Below are 16,787 nucleotides of genomic sequence, written 5' to 3' on the forward strand. Positions count from 1 at the left end.
CTCTGACGTGTCGAAATACGACAACCGCCGTATGTCTTCGTTCTCACAGCAGGTCTACGCCGAGGTTGGCGCGCTTTTGCGCGTGCTTTGAACCAAGGAGAGACCAATGAAAATCATCATCGCAGTCGCGGCATCGCTTGCATTTGCCGGCTCCGCCTTCGCAGCGAGTTCGCCGGGGGCCGCTGAAAATCAGCCGACCGCCAAAGCCATTGAAGCAATCGAGTTGGCGGGCGGTAGCGGGAAACCCAACACGACGCCAGGCACGGGCAGGTCCAACCTCACGCGCGGCAAAACCTCGTACTTTGGTTGACGCAAACGAAGGGCGGCACCAGCCGCCCTCTCGCCATGAACGTGGCGGCCGACCGCACAAGCGAAAGTCCTCGTTTGGTCGCGCATCGGGCTATTATGCTGTTTGGTGAATGTGGACACTGGAGATTTCAGCTTGCCTTAATTCCGGCGGCGGGCGACGGTCTGATGAAACCTATTCCTTAAACTGGCATCCAGAACCCATGAACGACAAAATTCTCGATACCCTGACCGGCATGTACTTCACCGTCGACGATCCCGATGGCACCTATGGCACCGGTCAGATCATCCGGCTTGCCGCCGAGGGGATCTACTTCATTCGCTACGACGGCAACGAGGTGGAATTGCCGATGGAGCTCGTTTCGATCGGCGAAATGCTGCAGACCACCGAAGAAGACTACAAGCTCTGGCGGTTCTTCGACACGACCGAGGAACGGGACAAGTGGATCGAGTGGCTGGACGCCCCCTCGAAGCCGCGCGTCGTCTCGCTGGTGCGGCCGACGCCTGCTCCGACGAAATAGGGCATCGTTGGAAGGTGACCGGGGCGGCTTTGCCGCGCCGGATTGGGCTTGGCGCGGTGGCTGCGGCGCCTCCCTCAAGGCTGGATCGAGGAAGGCTTTTCCTTAAGCCGTTCCATGAACCGACCATAGTCCGGCCGGAACAGGGCATAGGCGGTGGGTGCGGCATCGAACCAGTTTCTGGTCCCGACTTCAGCGGCCACCGGAAGCCTCCTTCTCCTGACGATGGGGGCGGCCTTCAGGCGGCTCGCGAACCCTTCCCGCTCCAGCGCCGCCCCGAGCGCCTGTAGCACCGCAAGAACCGGATATCCGATTTCCAGCTCGAGGCTCCGGATCGCCAGGAATGTCATCTGCCGGTGCGGCTCCAGAGTTGTCAGGAGCGCGACGCCCTTTTTCGTCAGCCGCAGGCCGGTCTTCCTGCCGTCGTCGAGGCCGCGCCGGGCAAGGAGCCCGCCCTTCAGCATCAGGCTGACCGTCTGGCTGATCGCGCCCTGGGTGAGACTGCTGTTGCTGGTGATCTCGGTGACGGTCTCGGCGCCGGCGGCAAGCGCGCGCAACAGGGGCGTATAGCGCGGCCTGTAGTCGATCTTCAGGGTTTCATATCGCTCGGCGGCACCCTGATCGACGCGTCCGCTGACATATCGCAGGAGTTCGCAGAGGTGCCGAGGTCTGGCACTGGCAAACACCCAGGGGCTCTCCCTCACCGAAATGGCCTAACCCATTTGGATCATGACGAAATCAGCGAATGATCCTATAGGCCTAGACGGCCGTTCACCGCCCTTTGTGTTATGCTTTAAGGGAGGGAGTAGATCCATGGCACCCACACGATCCGATGTTTCCGAACGCGTAAAGGCGATCCTCGTCGAGCTGCTCGGCGTGAAGGCTTCCGAAGTGAAAGACGATGCCGAGATCGAAGAGGATCTGGGCGCCGACTCGCTCGAAGTGTCTCAATTGGCGATGTTGGTGGAGGAAGAGTTCGAGATCTATCTGACCGACGACTCTGTCGAAAAGCTCGTCACGGTCGGCGACCTGATCGACTTTGTGCTCGCGTCGAAAACGCTGAAGTGATCATCCGGCAATAAAAAAGGCCGGGGCGAAACCGCACCGACCTTCCTCACCATCGCTCTTACACCAGTGCCAGTACATCCGTGGTCAAAAGTCTAAAGCGACGCGACAGTTGCGAGCGGCGAACACATTCAGCGCTCATAAGCAAATGTCGACAGATGGGCTTATACGAAGCGATTGTGTTCGAAAGATGTCCACACGCGCTGCGCGTCGCTATTAAATAAACAGCCCTGCCAACCGCCTCGCAAGCGCGCGAGGAAGCGCCGGGCATTCCAGACACAGAAAGCACCGCGCGTTCGACGGAACGCGCGGTGCTTTGGTTGAGAGGGCGAACCGACCCGGATTACTGCGGCGTCAGGTCGAAGCCGAACCACTTCTCCGACAGGCGCTTGATGGTACCATCGGCCTTGGCAGCGGCAATTGCGTCGTCGAACAGCGCCTTCAATTCGGGGTCGCTCTTGCGCAGGCCGACGGAGCTGCCGGCGCCGAGGAAGCCGCCCTGGAAGCGGGGGCCGGTGATGACCATGTCGCTGTTGGCGGGCTTTTCGACGGTCGTCTTCAGGTAGCCCATGGACGCCATGACGAAATCGACGCGGCCGGCGACGAGATCGAGATCGTGCTGCTCGGTCGTCTTGTATTCGCGCACCTCGACGACGTCCTTCAGATATTCGTCGATGAAGCGCGCCGCGATCGAGGCGGTCTGGACGCCGATGGTCTTGCCTTCGATCAGCGGCTTCAGCTCGTCGACCGCCTTGCGCGCGCCGGCCTCGTTGGAGGCAAGCGAGAAGAGCTCGCCCTTCATCGGCAGGGTTTCGAGATCACCGCCCTTCAGCGTCGCGAAGGCCTGGCCGGTGCTGCCGTAGGACATCGAGAAGTCGATGACTTCCTTGCGCTTCTCGGTGGCCGACATGCCGGCCATGATCGCGTCGAACTTGCCGGCGTTGAGCGCTGGGATCATGCCATCGAAGGACTGCGCGATGACGGTGCATTCGACCTTCATGTGGTCGCAGAGGATCTTGCTGAGCTCGATCTCGTAGCCGTCGAGCGTGCCGTCCGCCTTGGTCAGGTTATAGGGCGGAAAGGCACCTTCGGTGGCGATCGTCACCTTCGTCCACTTCTTGTCTTCGGCCTGCGCCGGCATGGACATCAGCCCCGCGGCAACGGCAAGCGCCGATGCCATGATTGCGGTGGTCTTTTTCATTGCAGCATTCCCCTTTTGTGGATGTTGATTGCTTTGTTTTTCGGCCCGCCGATCACGACAGGCTTCAACTCTTGATGAACTGGCGGAAGCGTTCGGACTTGGAATGGGTGAAGACCTCGTGCGGCGGCCCCTCCTCCTCGATCGTGCCCTTGTGTACGAAGACGACGCGGCTCGAGACGTCGCGGGCAAAGCCCATCTCGTGGGTGACGACCAGCATGGTGCGCCCCTCCTCCGCCAGACCGCGCATGACGCGCAGCACCTCGCCGACCAGTTCCGGGTCGAGCGCCGAGGTCGGTTCGTCGAAGAGCATCGCCTTCGGGCGCATGGCAAGCGCACGGGCGATCGCGGCGCGCTGCTGCTGGCCGCCGGAGAGATGCGAGGGATAATGGTTGCGCTTGTCGGCGATGCCGACCTTGGCAAGCAGGGCTTCGGCCTCCTCGATCGCCTCGACGCGCGGGCGCTTCAGCACATGCACCGGCGCCTCGATGACGTTTTCAAGCACGGTCTTGTGGGACCAGAGATTGAAGCTCTGAAACACCATGCCGAGTTCGGAGCGGATGCGGTCCACCTGTTTCTGGTCGGCCGGGCGGCTGCGCCCATCGTTCGATGTCTTCAGCCGGATCGCCTCGCCGGCGACCTCGATCGTGCCCGAATTCGGAACCTCCAGCATGTTGATGCAGCGAAGCAGCGTCGACTTGCCGGAGCCGGAGGATCCGAGGATGGAAATCACCTCGCCCTCGCGCGCGTCGAGCGACACGCCTTTCAGCACCTCGACCGGGCCGAAACTCTTGTGAAGGTCGTGCACGCGGATCGCGACCGGTGCGGTGACGGCGGCGGACATGTTCAATGGGCTTCTCCCTTGAGTTCGGCGGAGATCGGCAATGGCGCGCGCAGCTGCGGGTTAAACCGGTGTTCGGCAAACGCAACGAGCCGGGTCAGCGCGAAGTTGATGGCGAGATAGATGAGACCGGCGACGACGAAGACCTCGATCACCCGGTAGCTCTCCGAGATCAGCTTGGCGGCGACGCCGGTGATTTCCATCAGCGTGATGATCGAGGCGAGCGAGGTCGCCTTGACCATGGAGATCATCTCGTTGCCATAACCGGGTAGCGCCTGGCGCAGCGCCTGCGGCATGACGATGCGGCGAAAGATCATGACGCGCCCCATGCCGCAGGCCCGCGCTGCCTCGACCTGGCCGTGCGGAACCGAAAGGAGGCCGCCGCGGATGATTTCGCTCGCATAGGCGGCCGTGTTCAGCATCAGCGCCAGCACGGCGCACCAGTAGGGTTCGCGCAGAAGCGGCCAGAAGATGCTGTGGCGGACGGCGGGAAACTGGCTGAGGCCGTAATAGATCAGGAAGATCTGCACGAGCAGCGGCGTTCCGCGAAACAGGAACACGTAAGTGCGGGCAAAGAGATCGAGCGCAAGAATGCCCGACAGACGGGAGAGCGCCAGCCCAAGAGCCAGCACCGAACCAAGCGCGATCGATGTCGCGGCAAGCTCCAGCGTCAGCGGCAGCGCCGCCGCCAAGCTCCAGAAGGTTTCGAGGGCAAATTTGATATCCATCAGCCCCTCCTGACGCCGCGCGAGAACCGGCGCTCGGTAACCTGAAGAACCAGGCCCGACACGGTCGAAATCGCGAGATAGATCATGGCTGCGATGAAGAAGAAGTCGAAGGGACGGCTGGTCGATCCGGCGCCGATCTGCGCCTGACGCAAGAGTTCGACGACACCCGTGACCGACACCAGTGCGGACTCCTTCAACACCACCTGCCAGACATTGCCGAGACCGGGCAGCGCATAACGCAGCGTCAAGGGTGCAATGATGCGGCGAAACTTGAGGAGCCGGCCCATGCCGCAGGCGGTTGCCGCCTCCAACTCGCCCGGATGCACGGCGCGGAAGGCGCCGCGATAGACCTCGGTCTGCTGGGCGCCTGAGGTGATGCCGACCGCAAGTGCACCGGCGATGAAACCGGGGAAGCTGACGAAACCCTCCGCACCGAACAATTGGCCGACGGCCGTCACGACGGCGCTGCCGCCGAAATAGAAGAGATAGATGACCAGGAGGTCGGGAATGCCGCGAAGGACCGTCGTGTAGGCCTCGGCGCAGCCACGGACGACCGGGCCGCCGGAGATCTTCGCCCAGGCGCCGAAGGTGCCGATGAGGCCGCCGATCGCAAAACCGGCAATCGCGATCAGGATCGTCATCCAGGTGCCGGCGGCAAGCGCCGCCCCCCAGCCGTCCGGCCCGAAGCTGATGATGTCGAGGAAACCGGGCTCAGTCATCGCAGCGCCTCCCTTCGCTTGCCGATCGATGACTTAACCATGGCTCACCCCGGGGATCGGCGGGTCGACATTGTCAGGAATGGGATTGACGAAGGGCGTGCCCTCGAGCCGCAAGGCATGGTCGGCCTTGGCGGCGGCAATGAGCGCGGGATCGAGGATGAGCTCCACCGCCGTGCTCGCCATCACCTTGGCCGCGTGCTCCATGCCCTTGTGGGCAGCCGGCAGCTTGCCTTGCGCCACCAGCTGCCAGGAATGGCCGGGCGTGCCGATCGCGTAGGTCGCGCCGCGCATCTGCACGGTCGGCACCACCCAGCTCACCGTTCCGACATCGGTGGAGCCGACAAGCGTGCCGGCGCCGTTTTCCGGCGGAAAGATCGTGTCGCAGAGCGAAACGCCCCGTCGCAGCTTGAGCCCGAAACGCTCGAAGGCAGAGGCGATATCCTCGCCGGTAAAGGTCTCCTGGAACTTTGCCGCCGTCCGCCGATCGTCCTCGTCGAACTGCGGCGGTCCCAGATGCTCAAGCTGGCGGTGCATCAGCGCTTCGAGCGGGGTGTTTCCGACGAGGTTGGCGTCGCCGCTGACGATCTCGTCCGTGACCGTGGTGCCCGTCATCAGCGCCGCGCCCTTGGCAACGCTGCGGACACGTTCCACGAGATCGAGCAGTTCCGGCAGGCTGCGGGCGCGCACGAGATAGCGCGCCTTGGCGCGGGCCTGCACCACGTTCGGCGCGTTGCCGCCGGTGTCCGTCACCGCATAGTGGATGCGCGCCGACGATGGCATGTGTTCGCGAAGATAGTTGACGCCGACATTCATCAGTTCGAGCGCATCGAGCGCGCTGCGGCCGAGATGGGGGGCAGCCGATGCATGCGACGCCCGGCCGCTGAAGCGGAAGTCGAGCTCGTTGCAGGCAAGCGAAATGGGGTTGTTGACGCCGGCAAAGGGTGCGGGGTGCCAGGAAATCGCGATATCGACATCGTCGAACACACCAGCGCGCACCATGAAGCCCTTGGACGAGCCGCCCTCTTCCGCCGGGCACCCGTAATAGCGCACCCGCCCCTTGATGCCGCTGGCCGCGAGGTAATCCTTGACGGCGGTCGCCGCCATCATCGCGCCGGCGCCGAGCAGATTGTGGCCGCAGCCATGGCCATTGCCGCCGTCGACCAGAGGCCGCTCCTCGGCAATGCCGGCCTCCTGGCTGAGGCCCGGCAGCGCATCGAACTCGCCGAGAATGGCGATGACCGGTCCGCCCTCGCCCGCCTCGCCCATGACCGCCGTCGGCATGCCGGCGATGCCGCGCGACACACGGAAACCTTCGGCCTCCAGCAGCGCGGCGTGTTCGGCCGACGAGGAAAACTCCTCGTAGTTGGTTTCCGGCGTATCCCAGACCCGGTCGCTGAGCACGAAGAACCGTTCGCGCTTGGCTTCGAGGAGGTCCCAGACGGCATCGGCATTTTTCATCGTTTCTTGACTTCCGCAACAATAGTGACCAGAATTGGCGCCAATTTATGATAACATTTTTGGATACACAAGAGGGTCCTGAAACATTTCGAGCGATGTGCACAACGGCGAGAGGCAGGCAGGCAACGCCGCTCTCCCGCATTGAATTGTTCAGGACGGCATCATAGTTTCTCCAAAAATGGAGCCAATTCCGCTGCGGCGGGCGACGCGAGGCACGCGCCGGGGACCTGGGACATGCACCAGCAACGTGCGTCAGAGGCCGGTGACAGGCGGAAAGAGAGTGTAAGGCAGGAATGAGCAACGATCTGACGGAAATGCTGGCGCCCGAGGAAAAGCCCGAGGACAAGAAGGACGTTACCGACCTCCTGCTGCACGACATCCTGACCGGGACCCTGCCGGCCGGCGCCTGGCTGAAGCAGATCGACCTGGAGCGCCGCTACGACTGCACGCGGCCGGAGGTGCGCCGGGCGCTCGACCGGCTGTCGCAGCGCAGGCTGGTGCAGCACAATCCCAACCGCGGCTACCAGGTCTATGAACTCGACGACCAGCGCACGCAGGAAATCAGCGATATCCGCGTGATTCTCGAAACCGGCGTCGCCGACCGCATGGTTGCCAATGCAACGCCCGCCACCATCGCCGAACTGCGGCAACTCGCCCGGCAGTTCGACGAGATGTCGTTTCGCGGCTCCATCATGGAGCACTATGACGCCAACCTCGCCTTCCACCGCGCGCTTCTCATGCTCTCGGGCAATTCCGAACTCGTCGACGTCGTTGCCGAAATCCGCCAGCGCACCGTATCGGCCCCGGTATCGCAATGGCGCACCCGCGCCCGCATCGAGCAATCGGCCCGCGAGCACCACCTGATGGTCGACGCGCTGGAAGCCCGGGATCTGCCCGAACTGAAACGGCTGATCGAAATCCACATCCGCCAGGCACCGATCAAGGTGTGAGCGAACCCTCGTCGCTCAAGGGCGAAAGTTATCCGCCAAAGAGGATCGTCACCGCCACCAGAACCGCGCCGATCGCAGCCATCGCAAAGGCCATCGGCCAGGGGCTTCGGCCCATGTAGCGGCCGAGGCGCGCGCCGATGACGAAGAGCATGACGAGCGCAATGGCGTTGGAGGCGCGCATGGCGAGCGCGACATTGTCCGTCAGCAGGAAGGGAATGCTTGGCGGCAACGTCGAGGCGACGACCAGCAGGAAGATCGCGACGGCTGCCTTAAGGTCGTGTGCGGTCACCACCCTGTGCCTGGGATCGGCGGAAAGGGCCCTCACCCGGACAAGCAGCGCTTCCGTTTCCTTGGGCGAAGAGACGCGGCGCACATCGTCCGGCAGGCTTTCGAGAAACAGTTCGCGGGCGCGATCGAGCCGCTCAGACCTGAGCCTGTCGAGAAAACCGCGCCGTCGCACGCGCTCCACCACCGTCGTCAGCACATACATGACGCCGTCGACGATGCCCCAGGCGATGTTGCAGCCGAGGGCGGCGACGAGCACGGCATTGACGCCGCCCTCGCCGGCCGTGACCGTGCTCATGGTTCCCGTGAAGGACAGCGCCATCAAGAGGCCGAAGATGATCTCCGACAGGCGGTCGATCGGATCGAGGACGCGCGACCGTTCACTCATGGCCGGGCACCCGACGAAAGTGGCCAGGACGACAGGAAGGCGGCGGGCAGCGACCGGGAAGAGCGCAACCGCGATATCTCCCTTTACTGGACCTGCAGATCGGCGAAGGCGTCGCGCACATGGTCGGCGACCGCCAGTACAGGCGCCGGCGCATCGCTGATCACCTGCAGGCCGATATTGTAGTGGCCGAGATCCGGCAGGCCGTCGCGCTCGCCGAGTTGCACCATTTCCCCCTGGACGAGGTAACGCGGCAGCGGCGCGATCGCGAGACCGGCAAGCACGGCGGCGCGCTGCCCGGTGGTATAGGCGCTGAGGAACGCAATGCGGAACTTGCGGCCGGCGCGCGCGAGTTTTTCTACCGCATCCGCCCGCCAGACGCAGCCGTCCTCCCACATCGACACCGGCAGCGGATCCTTCAGATGCGCGCTGCCGCACTTTGCGCCGGCCCAGACCAGCTTTTCCTGCATCAGAATTTCGCCATTGCGGGGCGTTCCCTCGGTCAGGCTGTTGAAGATGGCGATATCGAGCCGGTGCTCGTCCACCTTCTTGCGCATGGCGTTGCTCATGCCGATCGACACATCGACCGTGACGTTCGGATAGGATTCGGCGAAACGCTTCAGCACCTCAGGCAGGATGCGCTCGCCAACGTCCTCAGGCGCGCCGACGCGCACGACGCCGTTCATATCCGGCAAGAGAAAGCGGGAAACCGTTTCGTTGTTGAGCGACAGCAGGCGGCGGGCAAAGCCGAGCAGCAACTCGCCCTTCGGCGTCAAGGTGACCGAGCGCGCGTCACGCAGGAACAGCGTACAGCCGAGCATCTCCTCGAGCTTCTTGATCTGCATCGAGACAGCCGACGGCGTGCGGTAGACGGTTTCGGCGGCGGTGGTGAAGTTGCCGGTCTCGGCAATCGCGATGAAAGTCTTCAGCACGTCCATTTCGAGAAGCGGAAGCGCATGGCGCATCAGCATGTTCATGGCGTCAACCTCATTCAAAAAAACTGAAAGATAGCTTCACTTCATTTCGTTTGATTGAACATCAGCAATGGCCGATAGTCAAGCTCAAGGACGACGCAGGAAGGAGAAACGCATGTCCACCGCAGCCCTTGTTATCGCCGCTTCGAAGAGTTCCCTCCGTAACAGCCGCCTGCCGCAGGCAGTGGTAAAAAAAGAGCATAGCAGGAGCAACGACATGGTCCTCAACGCCCTCAATCAAATGATCGCCGTCCTCGACGGTGTTGCAAGGCAACGACGCGAAAAACAGATCGCGCGGAATCGGGTGGAAGCCCGGCGCGAACTCGCCAAACTGCCACAGAGAGTCCGTGACGACGTGATGTTTGCGGACCCGCTAATCAATCACCATGTTTGATGAAAGGCATCAAACATATTCGTTGGAATGATAAGTCAGGTTAGGCCATAAATACCATCATGGTCGCGACCGGCTGAGACACTCAGAAGGAGCCATGAAATGTCCAACACTCAGTTTTCATCGGCCTCGGAACGGTCATCCTCCCACTCGTCCCTTCCGGGTCTCTTCAATCTGCAGGTTCGTGCCTGGGCAGTATGGAAGCGTTATCGCCAGGAACGGGCCCTCGAGAACCTGTCCTATGACACGCTGAAGGACATCGGCTTCCCGTCGGTGGACGATGCGGTGCATAAGACCGAACAATGAATGACGGCGTGATCTGTCCCTTCTGAGGGCGTCACGAACCGGATGAATCGAAGGGCATCGCCGACAAGGCGGTGCCCTTTTCCTTTGCGTTCGAACGTGTCGCCGCGCAATCCGAAACGCAATGCGGCCTAGTCAGCAACTCTGCGAGAAGCGACGGCCGACAGAGGAAACAGCCGGCGACAAGCCCCACGAACCCGAGCGCCAACGACCCCACGATGCCGTGGCCCAACCATCCGGCGTGGGCACCGATGGCGGTTGTCGCGACGATGACCGAAACAGTCCACAGGGCCTTCAGCAGCGAAACGGCGCGCCTCAGAACTGTTGGCTGATTCTGCCCCACGCAAAGTACCCTTCCAAAGAGACCGCCGCATCGCATGTAATGTCGAAAGCACGCGCCGCCAATGGTGTGTGATCATCGGCCGATTTGGCTCGCACCTCTACTCGCAGTGCCGTTAATCAGGCTAGCGATCGATCCCACGAGGTTCACTTGTCTTTTACCGACACCCGCACCAGCCGTGTGAAGCGTCGCAATCGGCAAACACAACCCTGGAGAGCGCTTTGCGAATGTTGCGTATCTCTGGCAGTTCTTGTCCGATAGCGTCAACAGCGCTGTAAAAACTGTCGCTTTCCTTACAAAAGCCTGAAAGCGGGGCCGAGCCGCCTTTCACCGCGCGATGTCGCAATGCGAAATCTCTTTGCGGTCGCTGCTATCCATGCGAATGTCGCAAACAGACAAGCCGAAGAGTATCTTCCAAGCGACGAATATACCGCATCGCCAAGCATGGGAAGCCTCATGAACAAGCCACTGACCAAAAAGCGTTCTCTCGTCTTCTTCCTGGTGCCGAACTTTTCCATGCTGCCCTTTTCGGCGGCGATCGAAACGCTCCGCATCGCCAACCGCATGCTCGGCTACGAGGCCTATTCCTGGCGCCTCGCTTCGTCCGACGGCGAAAAGGTCCTGTCGTCGAGCGGTATCGCGCTCGAGGTCAACTCGTCGCTTGCAGACGAGCGCAAGTTTCTCGGCGGCGAAAACCGCCCCTCGATGGTGCTGGTCTGTTCCGGCATCTATGTCGAGGACTTCAACAACAAGTCGGTCAATGCCTGGCTGCGCGAGGTCTACAATCGCGGCGTCGCCGTCGGCAGCCTCTGTACCGGCGCCCATGTGCTGGCGTCGGCCGGTCTTCTGACCGGCAAGCGCTGCGCCATCCACTGGGAAAACCTGCCGGGCTTTTCCGAAAGCTTCCCGCAGGTCGACGTCTATGCCGACCTCTACGAAATCGACAGCAACATCTACACCTGCGCCGGCGGCACCGCCTCGCTCGACATGATGCTGAACCTGATCGACCAGGATTTCGGCGAGAGCCTCGTCAACCGCGTCTGCGAACAGGCGCTGACCGATCGCGTGCGCGGGCCCCATGACCGCCAGCGCCTGCCGCTGCGCGCCCGTCTCGGCGTGCAGAACGCCAAGGTGCTGTCCATCATCGAACTGATGGAGGCAAACCTCGCCGAGCCGCTTTCGCTGCTCGAAATCGCCGAGGGCGCCGATCTCTCCCGCCGCCAGATCGAGCGCCTCTTCCGCCAGGAAATGGGCCGCTCGCCTGCGCGCTACTATCTCGAAATCCGCCTCGACCGCGCAAGGCACCTCTTGATCCAGTCGTCGATGCCGGTGGTCGAAGTGGCCGTAGCCTGCGGCTTCGTCTCCGCCTCGCACTTCTCCAAGTGTTATCGCGAACTCTACAACCGCTCGCCGCAGCAGGAGCGCGCCGACCGCAAGCTGACGCTGCAGATGGCGCGATAAGCGGCAGATCATATGGATCAGACAAGGGCGGAGCTTCTCCGCCCTTTCGTTGGTGACACTTTCCGCTTGTGCCGTCATGACGCTTGCACGCGCCGCTGTTTTGGATTGAATGGTCGGCGTTTCAGCGGAGCGAGGAGCACAACGAACGATGGCCCCCGTGGAGATCGATCCCGCCAAGGTTCACGAATTCAAGGACTTCCAGAGCTTCTACGACTGGCTCGCCGCTCACCACCAGAGCGAAACCGAAGTGTGGATCAAGACCCACAAGGTCAGCTCCGGCCTCGCCTCGGTCACGCCCAAGGAGGCGATCGACGCCGTGCTCTGCTGGGGTTGGATCGACGGCGTGCGCAAGGGGCACGACGACAGGAGTTTCCTCCAGCGCTATTCGCCGCGCGGCAAGAAGAGCATCTGGAGCCAGATCAATGTCGACAATGTCTCGCGCCTGATTGCCGAGGGCCAGATGACTGAGCACGGGCTCAAACAGGTCGATGCCGCCAAGGCCGACGGCCGCTGGGACCGCGCCTATGCCAGCGGCAAGGACATGCAGATCCCCGACGACCTGCAGGCGGCGATCGACGCTGAGCCCGAAGCCCGCGAAATGCTTGGCAAGCTCAGCGCACAGAACCGCTTCGCGCTCGCCTTCCGCACCCACAACATGAAGACCGAAGCCGGGCGCAAGAAGAAGATCGAGACCTTCGTCGAGATGCTGAAGCGCGGCGAAACGATCTATCCGCAGAAGAGCAAGTAAAGCTATTGCGGGGCACGACCGAAAGGTCGGCCGTCGCCCTGGCGGACCGGCATAGCCCGAGACCGATCCGGCACCGGCAAGGCTCGACGCCCGACGGCCGGGGGCCCAAAGCTGTTCGCACGCTCAATCTTGGCAATATCCGGCTTGATCATGCCCGGCATCGCCACCGTCACGCGCTTGGCACGTGCAGGGGCGAAAAATGAACGCCGAAGGCGACACGCGTTCTGTCGGACGCACACAAACGTCGCCGTAGCCCTTTGACTTACAGCCCGGCGTCACTGACCGGCGCGGCCGAAGCGCGCGGCACCACCTCCGACGAAGCGTAGGACCGGCGGACCAAAGCGGTTGTCACCCTCCTCGCTCGCGAGGAAGCCCAACATGACGAGGCCCAAGAGCGGTCCGACGACCGGGACGAACAGCGCAAGGTTCCACCACCCGGAACGGCCATGGTCGTGCCAGCGCTTGGTGTTGACCGTGAAGCCGAAATAGAAACTCGCGGCGATGATGAGGATGACAAGCATATGCATAAGGCTGAAGCCCGCGGCATAATTGTCGACGCCCGAAAGCGCCAACAACGACCCGCCGGCGAACATCGCGGCTATCGCCGCAATGCAGATAACGATCTGCGCCAACCACCAGGCCTGACGTCCGATACGGCCATGAACACTCGTAAACATCTGTAAATTCACGTCGTCTCCCCCCCAACAGCCAGTGCGTTTCCAAGTGCCCCCGCGCCGGCCAGCCTTGTCATCCTATAAAAGGTTCCCTCATAAACGGGTAGATGTCTTCGCGACAAAAAGCGCCCCATGGTTGCGCAGGCAGGCGGCCTTGTGCCTGGCATCTCGAGCGTCGCTGGAGGCGGGGCATGGCCCGCCTGCCGCTTCCATAACTTGCGGGTCCTGCACCCACGAGACAGCCGGCTTCTAGCCGTGAAACGCCCGCTCCAGTTCGGCGATATCGAGCTTGATCATACCGAGCATCGCCTCCGTGACGCGCTTGGCGCGCGCACGGTCGGAATGGGCGACCATGTCGCCGAGCACCCTTGGCACGATCTGCCAGCACAACCCCCAGCGGTCGCGGATCCAACCGCATTGTTCAATCTGTCCACCGTTTTCGCTGATCGCGTTCCAAATCCGGTCGATCTCCTCCTGGGTATCGCACTGGATCATGATCGAGAAGGAATGGTTGAACGGATCGAGGGGTCCGGCTTCGAGCGCCAGGAATTCCTGGTTGCCGAGCGTGAACTCGATGGTCGTCACGCTGCCGGGCGGTCCGCTCGGGCTTTCCGCCGGCAAGGTGGTGACGCGGATGATTGCCGAATTGGGAACGAGCGAAACATAGAAGTCGACGGCCTGGCGCGCCTCCTTCGCAAACCAGAGATTTGAAACGACATTGGTCATGATTTGGTCCTCCTCGTGCCGTCTGATCATGTGCGGTAACCGAAGGACGATCGACTTCGTTCCAAGCCGACAGGTGACGGATCATTATTTCCGAGGGTGGGCCTGCCGGTCTGGCCCGGCAGTTTACGAGGCCAGCGCGTCGAGCAGCGCCAACTCGGAAATCACCCGGTTCCGGCCGGCATGCTTGGCCATGTAGAGAAACTGGTCGGCGGCATGCAGGTAGTTCTCGAAGGCCTCCGAGGTCTCGATCGTGGCAAGCCCGATCGAGACGGTAATCGTCAGCTCCTCGTCGTCGGCGACGATGCGGGATTTTGCGAGTTCCAGGCGCAGCGCGTCGCAAAAGGCGAAGGCGCGCCGCACGTCGCAGCCGTTGAAGAGGATGCCGAACTCCTCGCCGCCGAGGCGGGCGAGCAGATGGTCCTCGCCAACGAGCACGGAGAGGCGCTTGGCCACATGCTTCAGCACGATGTCGCCGATCTCGTGGCCATAGGTGTCGTTGAGGCGCTTGAAATGATCGATATCAAGCACGGCGATCGCCGTCGGCTCGCCGCGCCTGAGGCACTGCTCGACCAGCCGCGGCCCCGCCACGAAGAAGTGACGGCGGTTGTAGAGGTCGGTGAGGTAGTCGCTGGCCGCCTGCCGCTGCAGCGTCTGCAGCCGCTTCTGCACACCGGCCGCCTGCGCAATGCGCCCATTGAACTCCGCTTCGAGGAAGGGCTTCTGAATGAAATCCGTACCGCCCGCTTCGAGGAAGCGGGCACCGGCACGCCGGTCGCCGCTGTCAGAGAGACCGATGACCGGCACCGCGCCGTCGCCCCGCCGCCGTTCCACCTCGGCAAGCAGCGCTGCGCCGGACATGTCGGAGAGATCAAGGTCGGTGACGACGAGATCGACGGCCTCGCCGCTATCAAGTACCTGCAGCGCATCGGCGGCAGATGCGACCTCGCAGACGGAAATCCGCTTGCGCCTCAAGATGCCGGCCAGTTCGCTGCGCGAGGCGGCATCGGAATCAGCAAGCAACACCGTCGTCTTGCCGTTGGTCAGCGCCCGATCAACGGCGCCAATCAAGAGATTGATCGATTCCGGCTGGTGCTTGATGACACAATCGAGTGCGCCCCGCCTGAGGATTTCCTCGCGCGTATGGTCGTTGAAGGCCGCGGTGAAGACGACGGCCGGCACCTGGTTGTCGAGGATGAATTCGAGCGCCTCGCAATTGGGCGCATCCGGCAGGTTGAGATCGAGAACGGCGAGCGAGAAGCTCTCCGGCGCCTGCTCCAGCGCTTCCTTCAGCGCCACCAGCGAGTTGCAATGGGTAACGCGAATGCCGTGGACGGACTCAAGCCCGTACTTCAGCGCCGTCGCAAACATCCGGGAATCTTCGACAAGCAGCATGCGCTTGTCACTGTGCTTCTGCACAGAATTCACCCGGCCTGGCGCGCGGCGCAATCTCACGTCCCTGCAACCCCTCTCGAGCCACAGGCGTGCTTCCCTCAAGGGGTGACGCTGGCTCCCGAAATCTTCAACCCGGCCACTTGCCGCGCCTGGCCTTTCGGCCGGCGTGATCCGTGTGACCGGGTTCCCCGCTCCTGCTGCGGCGGATTGAAGACCGTTCGGATTGCAATTTCGTTAATACGGCAACCTGTGCGCGGCGTTTTTGGTGCACCCACCCAATAATTCTTAGGGGTTTTTACCCATCCTGCTTTGATGGTTAAGCAGGAACCCTAACTTTTTCACTGAGTGTGCGGATCTTGGTCAGCGTATCCAGGTTCTGGTTGACGCGGCAGTAGAATTCCTCGTTGACGAAGGGACGAACGACGAAGTCGTTGCCGCCGGCCTTGAGGAAGCGCGCCGACAGAAGCCGGTTGGTCGACGACGAAACACCGATGATGCGCAGCTGGTGCGGCCCGTAGGAACTGCGAATGCGCCGCGTCAGCTCGAAGCCGTCGATATCGGGCATGTTGTAGTCGGTGATGACGAGGCCGATATCCGGATTGTTCTTGAGGAGCTCCAGCGCCATCGCGCCGTTTTCGGCCGAGCTGGTGCGGAAGTTGTAGCGCTTGAGCTGCGTCGTCAGCAGCGCGCGTGCGGTCGGACTGTCGTCGACGATCAGCACATGGTGCTTGTGGTTGGTGAGGAACCGGCAGACGGATTCTGCCAGCATGTCGACGGCAAAGACGCTGTCCTTGATGACGTAGTCGACGATCTCCTTGGCCAGGATCTTCTCGCGCGTCGATTCCTGGAACGAGCCGGTGAAGACGACGGTCGGCACGCTCATCTCGATCAGGTAGTTGAGCGCCTCGCCGTTTTCCGCCCCCGGCAGGTTGATGTTGGAGATGGCGAGCGAGGCCGGGAATGTCGCGTTTTCGACGGCGAACTGCAGATCGTCATAGTCGCGGCAGACGATGACATCGATGTCGAACAGCTCTTTCAGCCGCTTCGAGACCATCGAGGAAAAGAGGTTGGAGTCCTCGGCAAGCACGATGCGGTGCTCGGCAAGGGATTCGCCGGAATAATACATTCCGGAAACGCCAAAAAATGACATTGAACGCCTATGTGAAAGAGTGTCCCCCTACAGCTCCGCGCGTTCTTCATGCCCGCCTAGTCGCTGTAACTTGCAGGCGCCATGCTAGAGGAGAAAGGCTTTCTTCGGTGTTAATAAGCGGCCGGCGAATTAACGAGACCGGCGGGCCGGCTTGAGACATCCGGCCGCCGTGAAG

General features: G+C 62.3%; 20 protein-coding genes. 8 read left to right on the top strand and 12 right to left on the bottom strand.

Going from position 1 to position 16,787, the window contains the following annotated elements; genetic code table 11:
- Nucleotides 1-106: 106 nt before the first annotated feature.
- Both IB279_RS10805 and IB279_RS10810 read left to right on the top strand, forming a co-directional pair.
- Nucleotides 107-310: a hypothetical protein gene (locus tag IB279_RS10805; protein ID WP_112770945.1), complete on the top strand. Its 204-nt coding sequence runs from the start codon at nt 107-109 to the stop codon at nt 308-310.
- Between the two features lie 199 nt (nt 311-509).
- Complete coding sequence (locus IB279_RS10810) at nt 510-827, top strand: hypothetical protein (protein WP_034788160.1); 318 nt, start codon at nt 510-512, stop codon at nt 825-827.
- Between the two features lie 74 nt (nt 828-901).
- Here IB279_RS10810 and IB279_RS10815 read toward each other — a convergent pair whose 3' ends face one another.
- Nucleotides 902-1,510 (bottom strand): MarR family transcriptional regulator, encoded by a 609-nt coding sequence (locus IB279_RS10815; protein ID WP_210209345.1) that lies wholly within the window; start codon nt 1,508-1,510, stop codon nt 902-904.
- Nucleotides 1,511-1,637: 127 nt separating this feature from the next.
- Here IB279_RS10815 and IB279_RS10820 point away from each other — a divergent pair, with 127 nt between their 5' ends.
- On the top strand, nt 1,638-1,892 hold the full coding sequence (locus IB279_RS10820) for an acyl carrier protein (RefSeq protein WP_034788158.1): 255 nt from the start codon (nt 1,638-1,640) through the stop codon (nt 1,890-1,892).
- Between the two features lie 340 nt (nt 1,893-2,232).
- On the opposite strand, the gene IB279_RS10825 is transcribed toward IB279_RS10820, so the two are convergent.
- The 5 genes from IB279_RS10825 to IB279_RS10845 form a co-directional block, all read right to left on the bottom strand.
- The gene (locus tag IB279_RS10825) at nt 2,233-3,090 is read right to left on the bottom strand and encodes a transporter substrate-binding domain-containing protein (protein ID WP_034788156.1); all 858 of its coding nucleotides are present in this window, start codon (nt 3,088-3,090) and stop codon (nt 2,233-2,235) included.
- Between the two features lie 64 nt (nt 3,091-3,154).
- Complete coding sequence (locus IB279_RS10830; protein WP_034788153.1) at nt 3,155-3,931, bottom strand: ABC transporter ATP-binding protein; 777 nt, start codon at nt 3,929-3,931, stop codon at nt 3,155-3,157.
- Between the two features lie 2 nt (nt 3,932-3,933).
- Nucleotides 3,934-4,656, bottom strand: coding sequence for an ABC transporter permease (locus IB279_RS10835; RefSeq protein WP_060520588.1), 723 nt, complete (start codon nt 4,654-4,656; stop codon nt 3,934-3,936).
- On the bottom strand, nt 4,656-5,375 hold the full coding sequence (locus IB279_RS10840; protein ID WP_112770946.1) for an ABC transporter permease: 720 nt from the start codon (nt 5,373-5,375) through the stop codon (nt 4,656-4,658). The genes IB279_RS10835 and IB279_RS10840 overlap by 1 nt, the downstream gene beginning before the upstream one ends.
- Before the next feature lie 33 nt (nt 5,376-5,408).
- Nucleotides 5,409-6,833, bottom strand: a complete 1,425-nt coding sequence (locus tag IB279_RS10845; RefSeq protein ID WP_112770947.1) for a M20 family metallopeptidase — start codon at nt 6,831-6,833, stop codon at nt 5,409-5,411.
- Nucleotides 6,834-7,126: 293 nt separating this feature from the next.
- Here IB279_RS10845 and IB279_RS10850 point away from each other — a divergent pair, with 293 nt between their 5' ends.
- Nucleotides 7,127-7,783 carry a GntR family transcriptional regulator gene (locus IB279_RS10850; RefSeq protein ID WP_112770948.1) on the top strand — a complete coding sequence of 219 codons (657 nt, stop codon included), beginning with the start codon at nt 7,127-7,129 and terminating at the stop codon, nt 7,781-7,783.
- Between the two features lie 28 nt (nt 7,784-7,811).
- Here IB279_RS10850 and IB279_RS10855 read toward each other — a convergent pair whose 3' ends face one another.
- Both IB279_RS10855 and IB279_RS10860 read right to left on the bottom strand, forming a co-directional pair.
- Nucleotides 7,812-8,456 (bottom strand): VIT1/CCC1 transporter family protein, encoded by a 645-nt coding sequence (locus tag IB279_RS10855; RefSeq protein WP_060520584.1) that lies wholly within the window; start codon nt 8,454-8,456, stop codon nt 7,812-7,814.
- A gap of 83 nt (nt 8,457-8,539) precedes the next feature.
- Complete coding sequence (locus tag IB279_RS10860; RefSeq protein ID WP_034788138.1) at nt 8,540-9,430, bottom strand: LysR substrate-binding domain-containing protein; 891 nt, start codon at nt 9,428-9,430, stop codon at nt 8,540-8,542.
- 112 nt (nt 9,431-9,542) lie between these two features.
- Here IB279_RS10860 and IB279_RS10865 point away from each other — a divergent pair, with 112 nt between their 5' ends.
- The 4 genes from IB279_RS10865 (at nt 9,543) to IB279_RS10880 (ending at nt 12,670) form a co-directional block, all read left to right on the top strand.
- A complete protein-coding gene (locus IB279_RS10865; RefSeq protein WP_051659126.1) occupies nt 9,543-9,821 on the top strand; it encodes a hypothetical protein in 279 nt (92 codons plus the stop codon).
- A gap of 99 nt (nt 9,822-9,920) precedes the next feature.
- Nucleotides 9,921-10,124 carry a DUF1127 domain-containing protein gene (locus IB279_RS10870; protein WP_112770949.1) on the top strand — a complete coding sequence of 68 codons (204 nt, stop codon included), beginning with the start codon at nt 9,921-9,923 and terminating at the stop codon, nt 10,122-10,124.
- A 793-nt stretch (nt 10,125-10,917) separates the two neighbouring features.
- A complete protein-coding gene (locus tag IB279_RS10875) occupies nt 10,918-11,922 on the top strand; it encodes a GlxA family transcriptional regulator (protein ID WP_034788530.1) in 1,005 nt (334 codons plus the stop codon).
- A 148-nt stretch (nt 11,923-12,070) separates the two neighbouring features.
- On the top strand, nt 12,071-12,670 hold the full coding sequence (locus tag IB279_RS10880; RefSeq protein WP_112770950.1) for a YdeI family protein: 600 nt from the start codon (nt 12,071-12,073) through the stop codon (nt 12,668-12,670).
- Between the two features lie 275 nt (nt 12,671-12,945).
- On the opposite strand, the gene IB279_RS10885 is transcribed toward IB279_RS10880, so the two are convergent.
- The 4 genes from IB279_RS10885 to IB279_RS10900 all read right to left on the bottom strand — a co-directional run bounded on the left by IB279_RS10885 (nt 12,946) and on the right by IB279_RS10900 (nt 16,612).
- Nucleotides 12,946-13,359 carry a DUF805 domain-containing protein gene (locus IB279_RS10885; protein ID WP_192339197.1) on the bottom strand — a complete coding sequence of 138 codons (414 nt, stop codon included), beginning with the start codon at nt 13,357-13,359 and terminating at the stop codon, nt 12,946-12,948.
- A gap of 234 nt (nt 13,360-13,593) precedes the next feature.
- Nucleotides 13,594-14,070 carry a VOC family protein gene (locus tag IB279_RS10890; RefSeq protein WP_034788525.1) on the bottom strand — a complete coding sequence of 159 codons (477 nt, stop codon included), beginning with the start codon at nt 14,068-14,070 and terminating at the stop codon, nt 13,594-13,596.
- Between the two features lie 123 nt (nt 14,071-14,193).
- A complete protein-coding gene (locus IB279_RS10895; RefSeq protein ID WP_309142275.1) occupies nt 14,194-15,486 on the bottom strand; it encodes a diguanylate cyclase in 1,293 nt (430 codons plus the stop codon).
- Between the two features lie 292 nt (nt 15,487-15,778).
- On the bottom strand, nt 15,779-16,612 hold the full coding sequence (locus tag IB279_RS10900) for a response regulator (protein WP_034788121.1): 834 nt from the start codon (nt 16,610-16,612) through the stop codon (nt 15,779-15,781).
- Between the last annotated feature and the right edge of the window lie 175 nt (nt 16,613-16,787).

Origin of the sequence: Ensifer sp. ENS06, assembly GCF_014852205.1 — a bacterium.
GTDB classification, from domain to species: domain Bacteria; phylum Pseudomonadota; class Alphaproteobacteria; order Rhizobiales; family Rhizobiaceae; genus Ensifer; species Ensifer adhaerens.

Coding starts and splice junctions, on each gene's coding strand:
- IB279_RS10830 (WP_034788153.1), bottom strand. CDS start 3,931: ATGTCCGCCGCCGTCACCGCACCGGTCGCGATCCGCGTGCACGACCTT.
- IB279_RS10900 (WP_034788121.1), bottom strand. CDS start 16,612: ATGTCATTTTTTGGCGTTTCCGGAATGTATTATTCCGGCGAATCCCTT.
- IB279_RS10860 (WP_034788138.1), bottom strand. CDS start 9,430: ATGAACATGCTGATGCGCCATGCGCTTCCGCTTCTCGAAATGGACGTG.
- IB279_RS10820 (WP_034788158.1), top strand. CDS start 1,638: ATGGCACCCACACGATCCGATGTTTCCGAACGCGTAAAGGCGATCCTC.
- IB279_RS10805 (WP_112770945.1), top strand. CDS start 107: ATGAAAATCATCATCGCAGTCGCGGCATCGCTTGCATTTGCCGGCTCC.
- IB279_RS10870 (WP_112770949.1), top strand. CDS start 9,921: ATGTCCAACACTCAGTTTTCATCGGCCTCGGAACGGTCATCCTCCCAC.
- IB279_RS10840 (WP_112770946.1), bottom strand. CDS start 5,375: ATGACTGAGCCCGGTTTCCTCGACATCATCAGCTTCGGGCCGGACGGC.
- IB279_RS10810 (WP_034788160.1), top strand. CDS start 510: ATGAACGACAAAATTCTCGATACCCTGACCGGCATGTACTTCACCGTC.
- IB279_RS10855 (WP_060520584.1), bottom strand. CDS start 8,456: ATGAGTGAACGGTCGCGCGTCCTCGATCCGATCGACCGCCTGTCGGAG.
- IB279_RS10865 (WP_051659126.1), top strand. CDS start 9,543: ATGTCCACCGCAGCCCTTGTTATCGCCGCTTCGAAGAGTTCCCTCCGT.
- IB279_RS10875 (WP_034788530.1), top strand. CDS start 10,918: ATGAACAAGCCACTGACCAAAAAGCGTTCTCTCGTCTTCTTCCTGGTG.
- IB279_RS10845 (WP_112770947.1), bottom strand. CDS start 6,833: ATGAAAAATGCCGATGCCGTCTGGGACCTCCTCGAAGCCAAGCGCGAA.
- IB279_RS10825 (WP_034788156.1), bottom strand. CDS start 3,090: ATGAAAAAGACCACCGCAATCATGGCATCGGCGCTTGCCGTTGCCGCG.
- IB279_RS10835 (WP_060520588.1), bottom strand. CDS start 4,656: ATGGATATCAAATTTGCCCTCGAAACCTTCTGGAGCTTGGCGGCGGCG.
- IB279_RS10850 (WP_112770948.1), top strand. CDS start 7,127: ATGAGCAACGATCTGACGGAAATGCTGGCGCCCGAGGAAAAGCCCGAG.
- IB279_RS10880 (WP_112770950.1), top strand. CDS start 12,071: ATGGCCCCCGTGGAGATCGATCCCGCCAAGGTTCACGAATTCAAGGAC.
- IB279_RS10890 (WP_034788525.1), bottom strand. CDS start 14,070: ATGACCAATGTCGTTTCAAATCTCTGGTTTGCGAAGGAGGCGCGCCAG.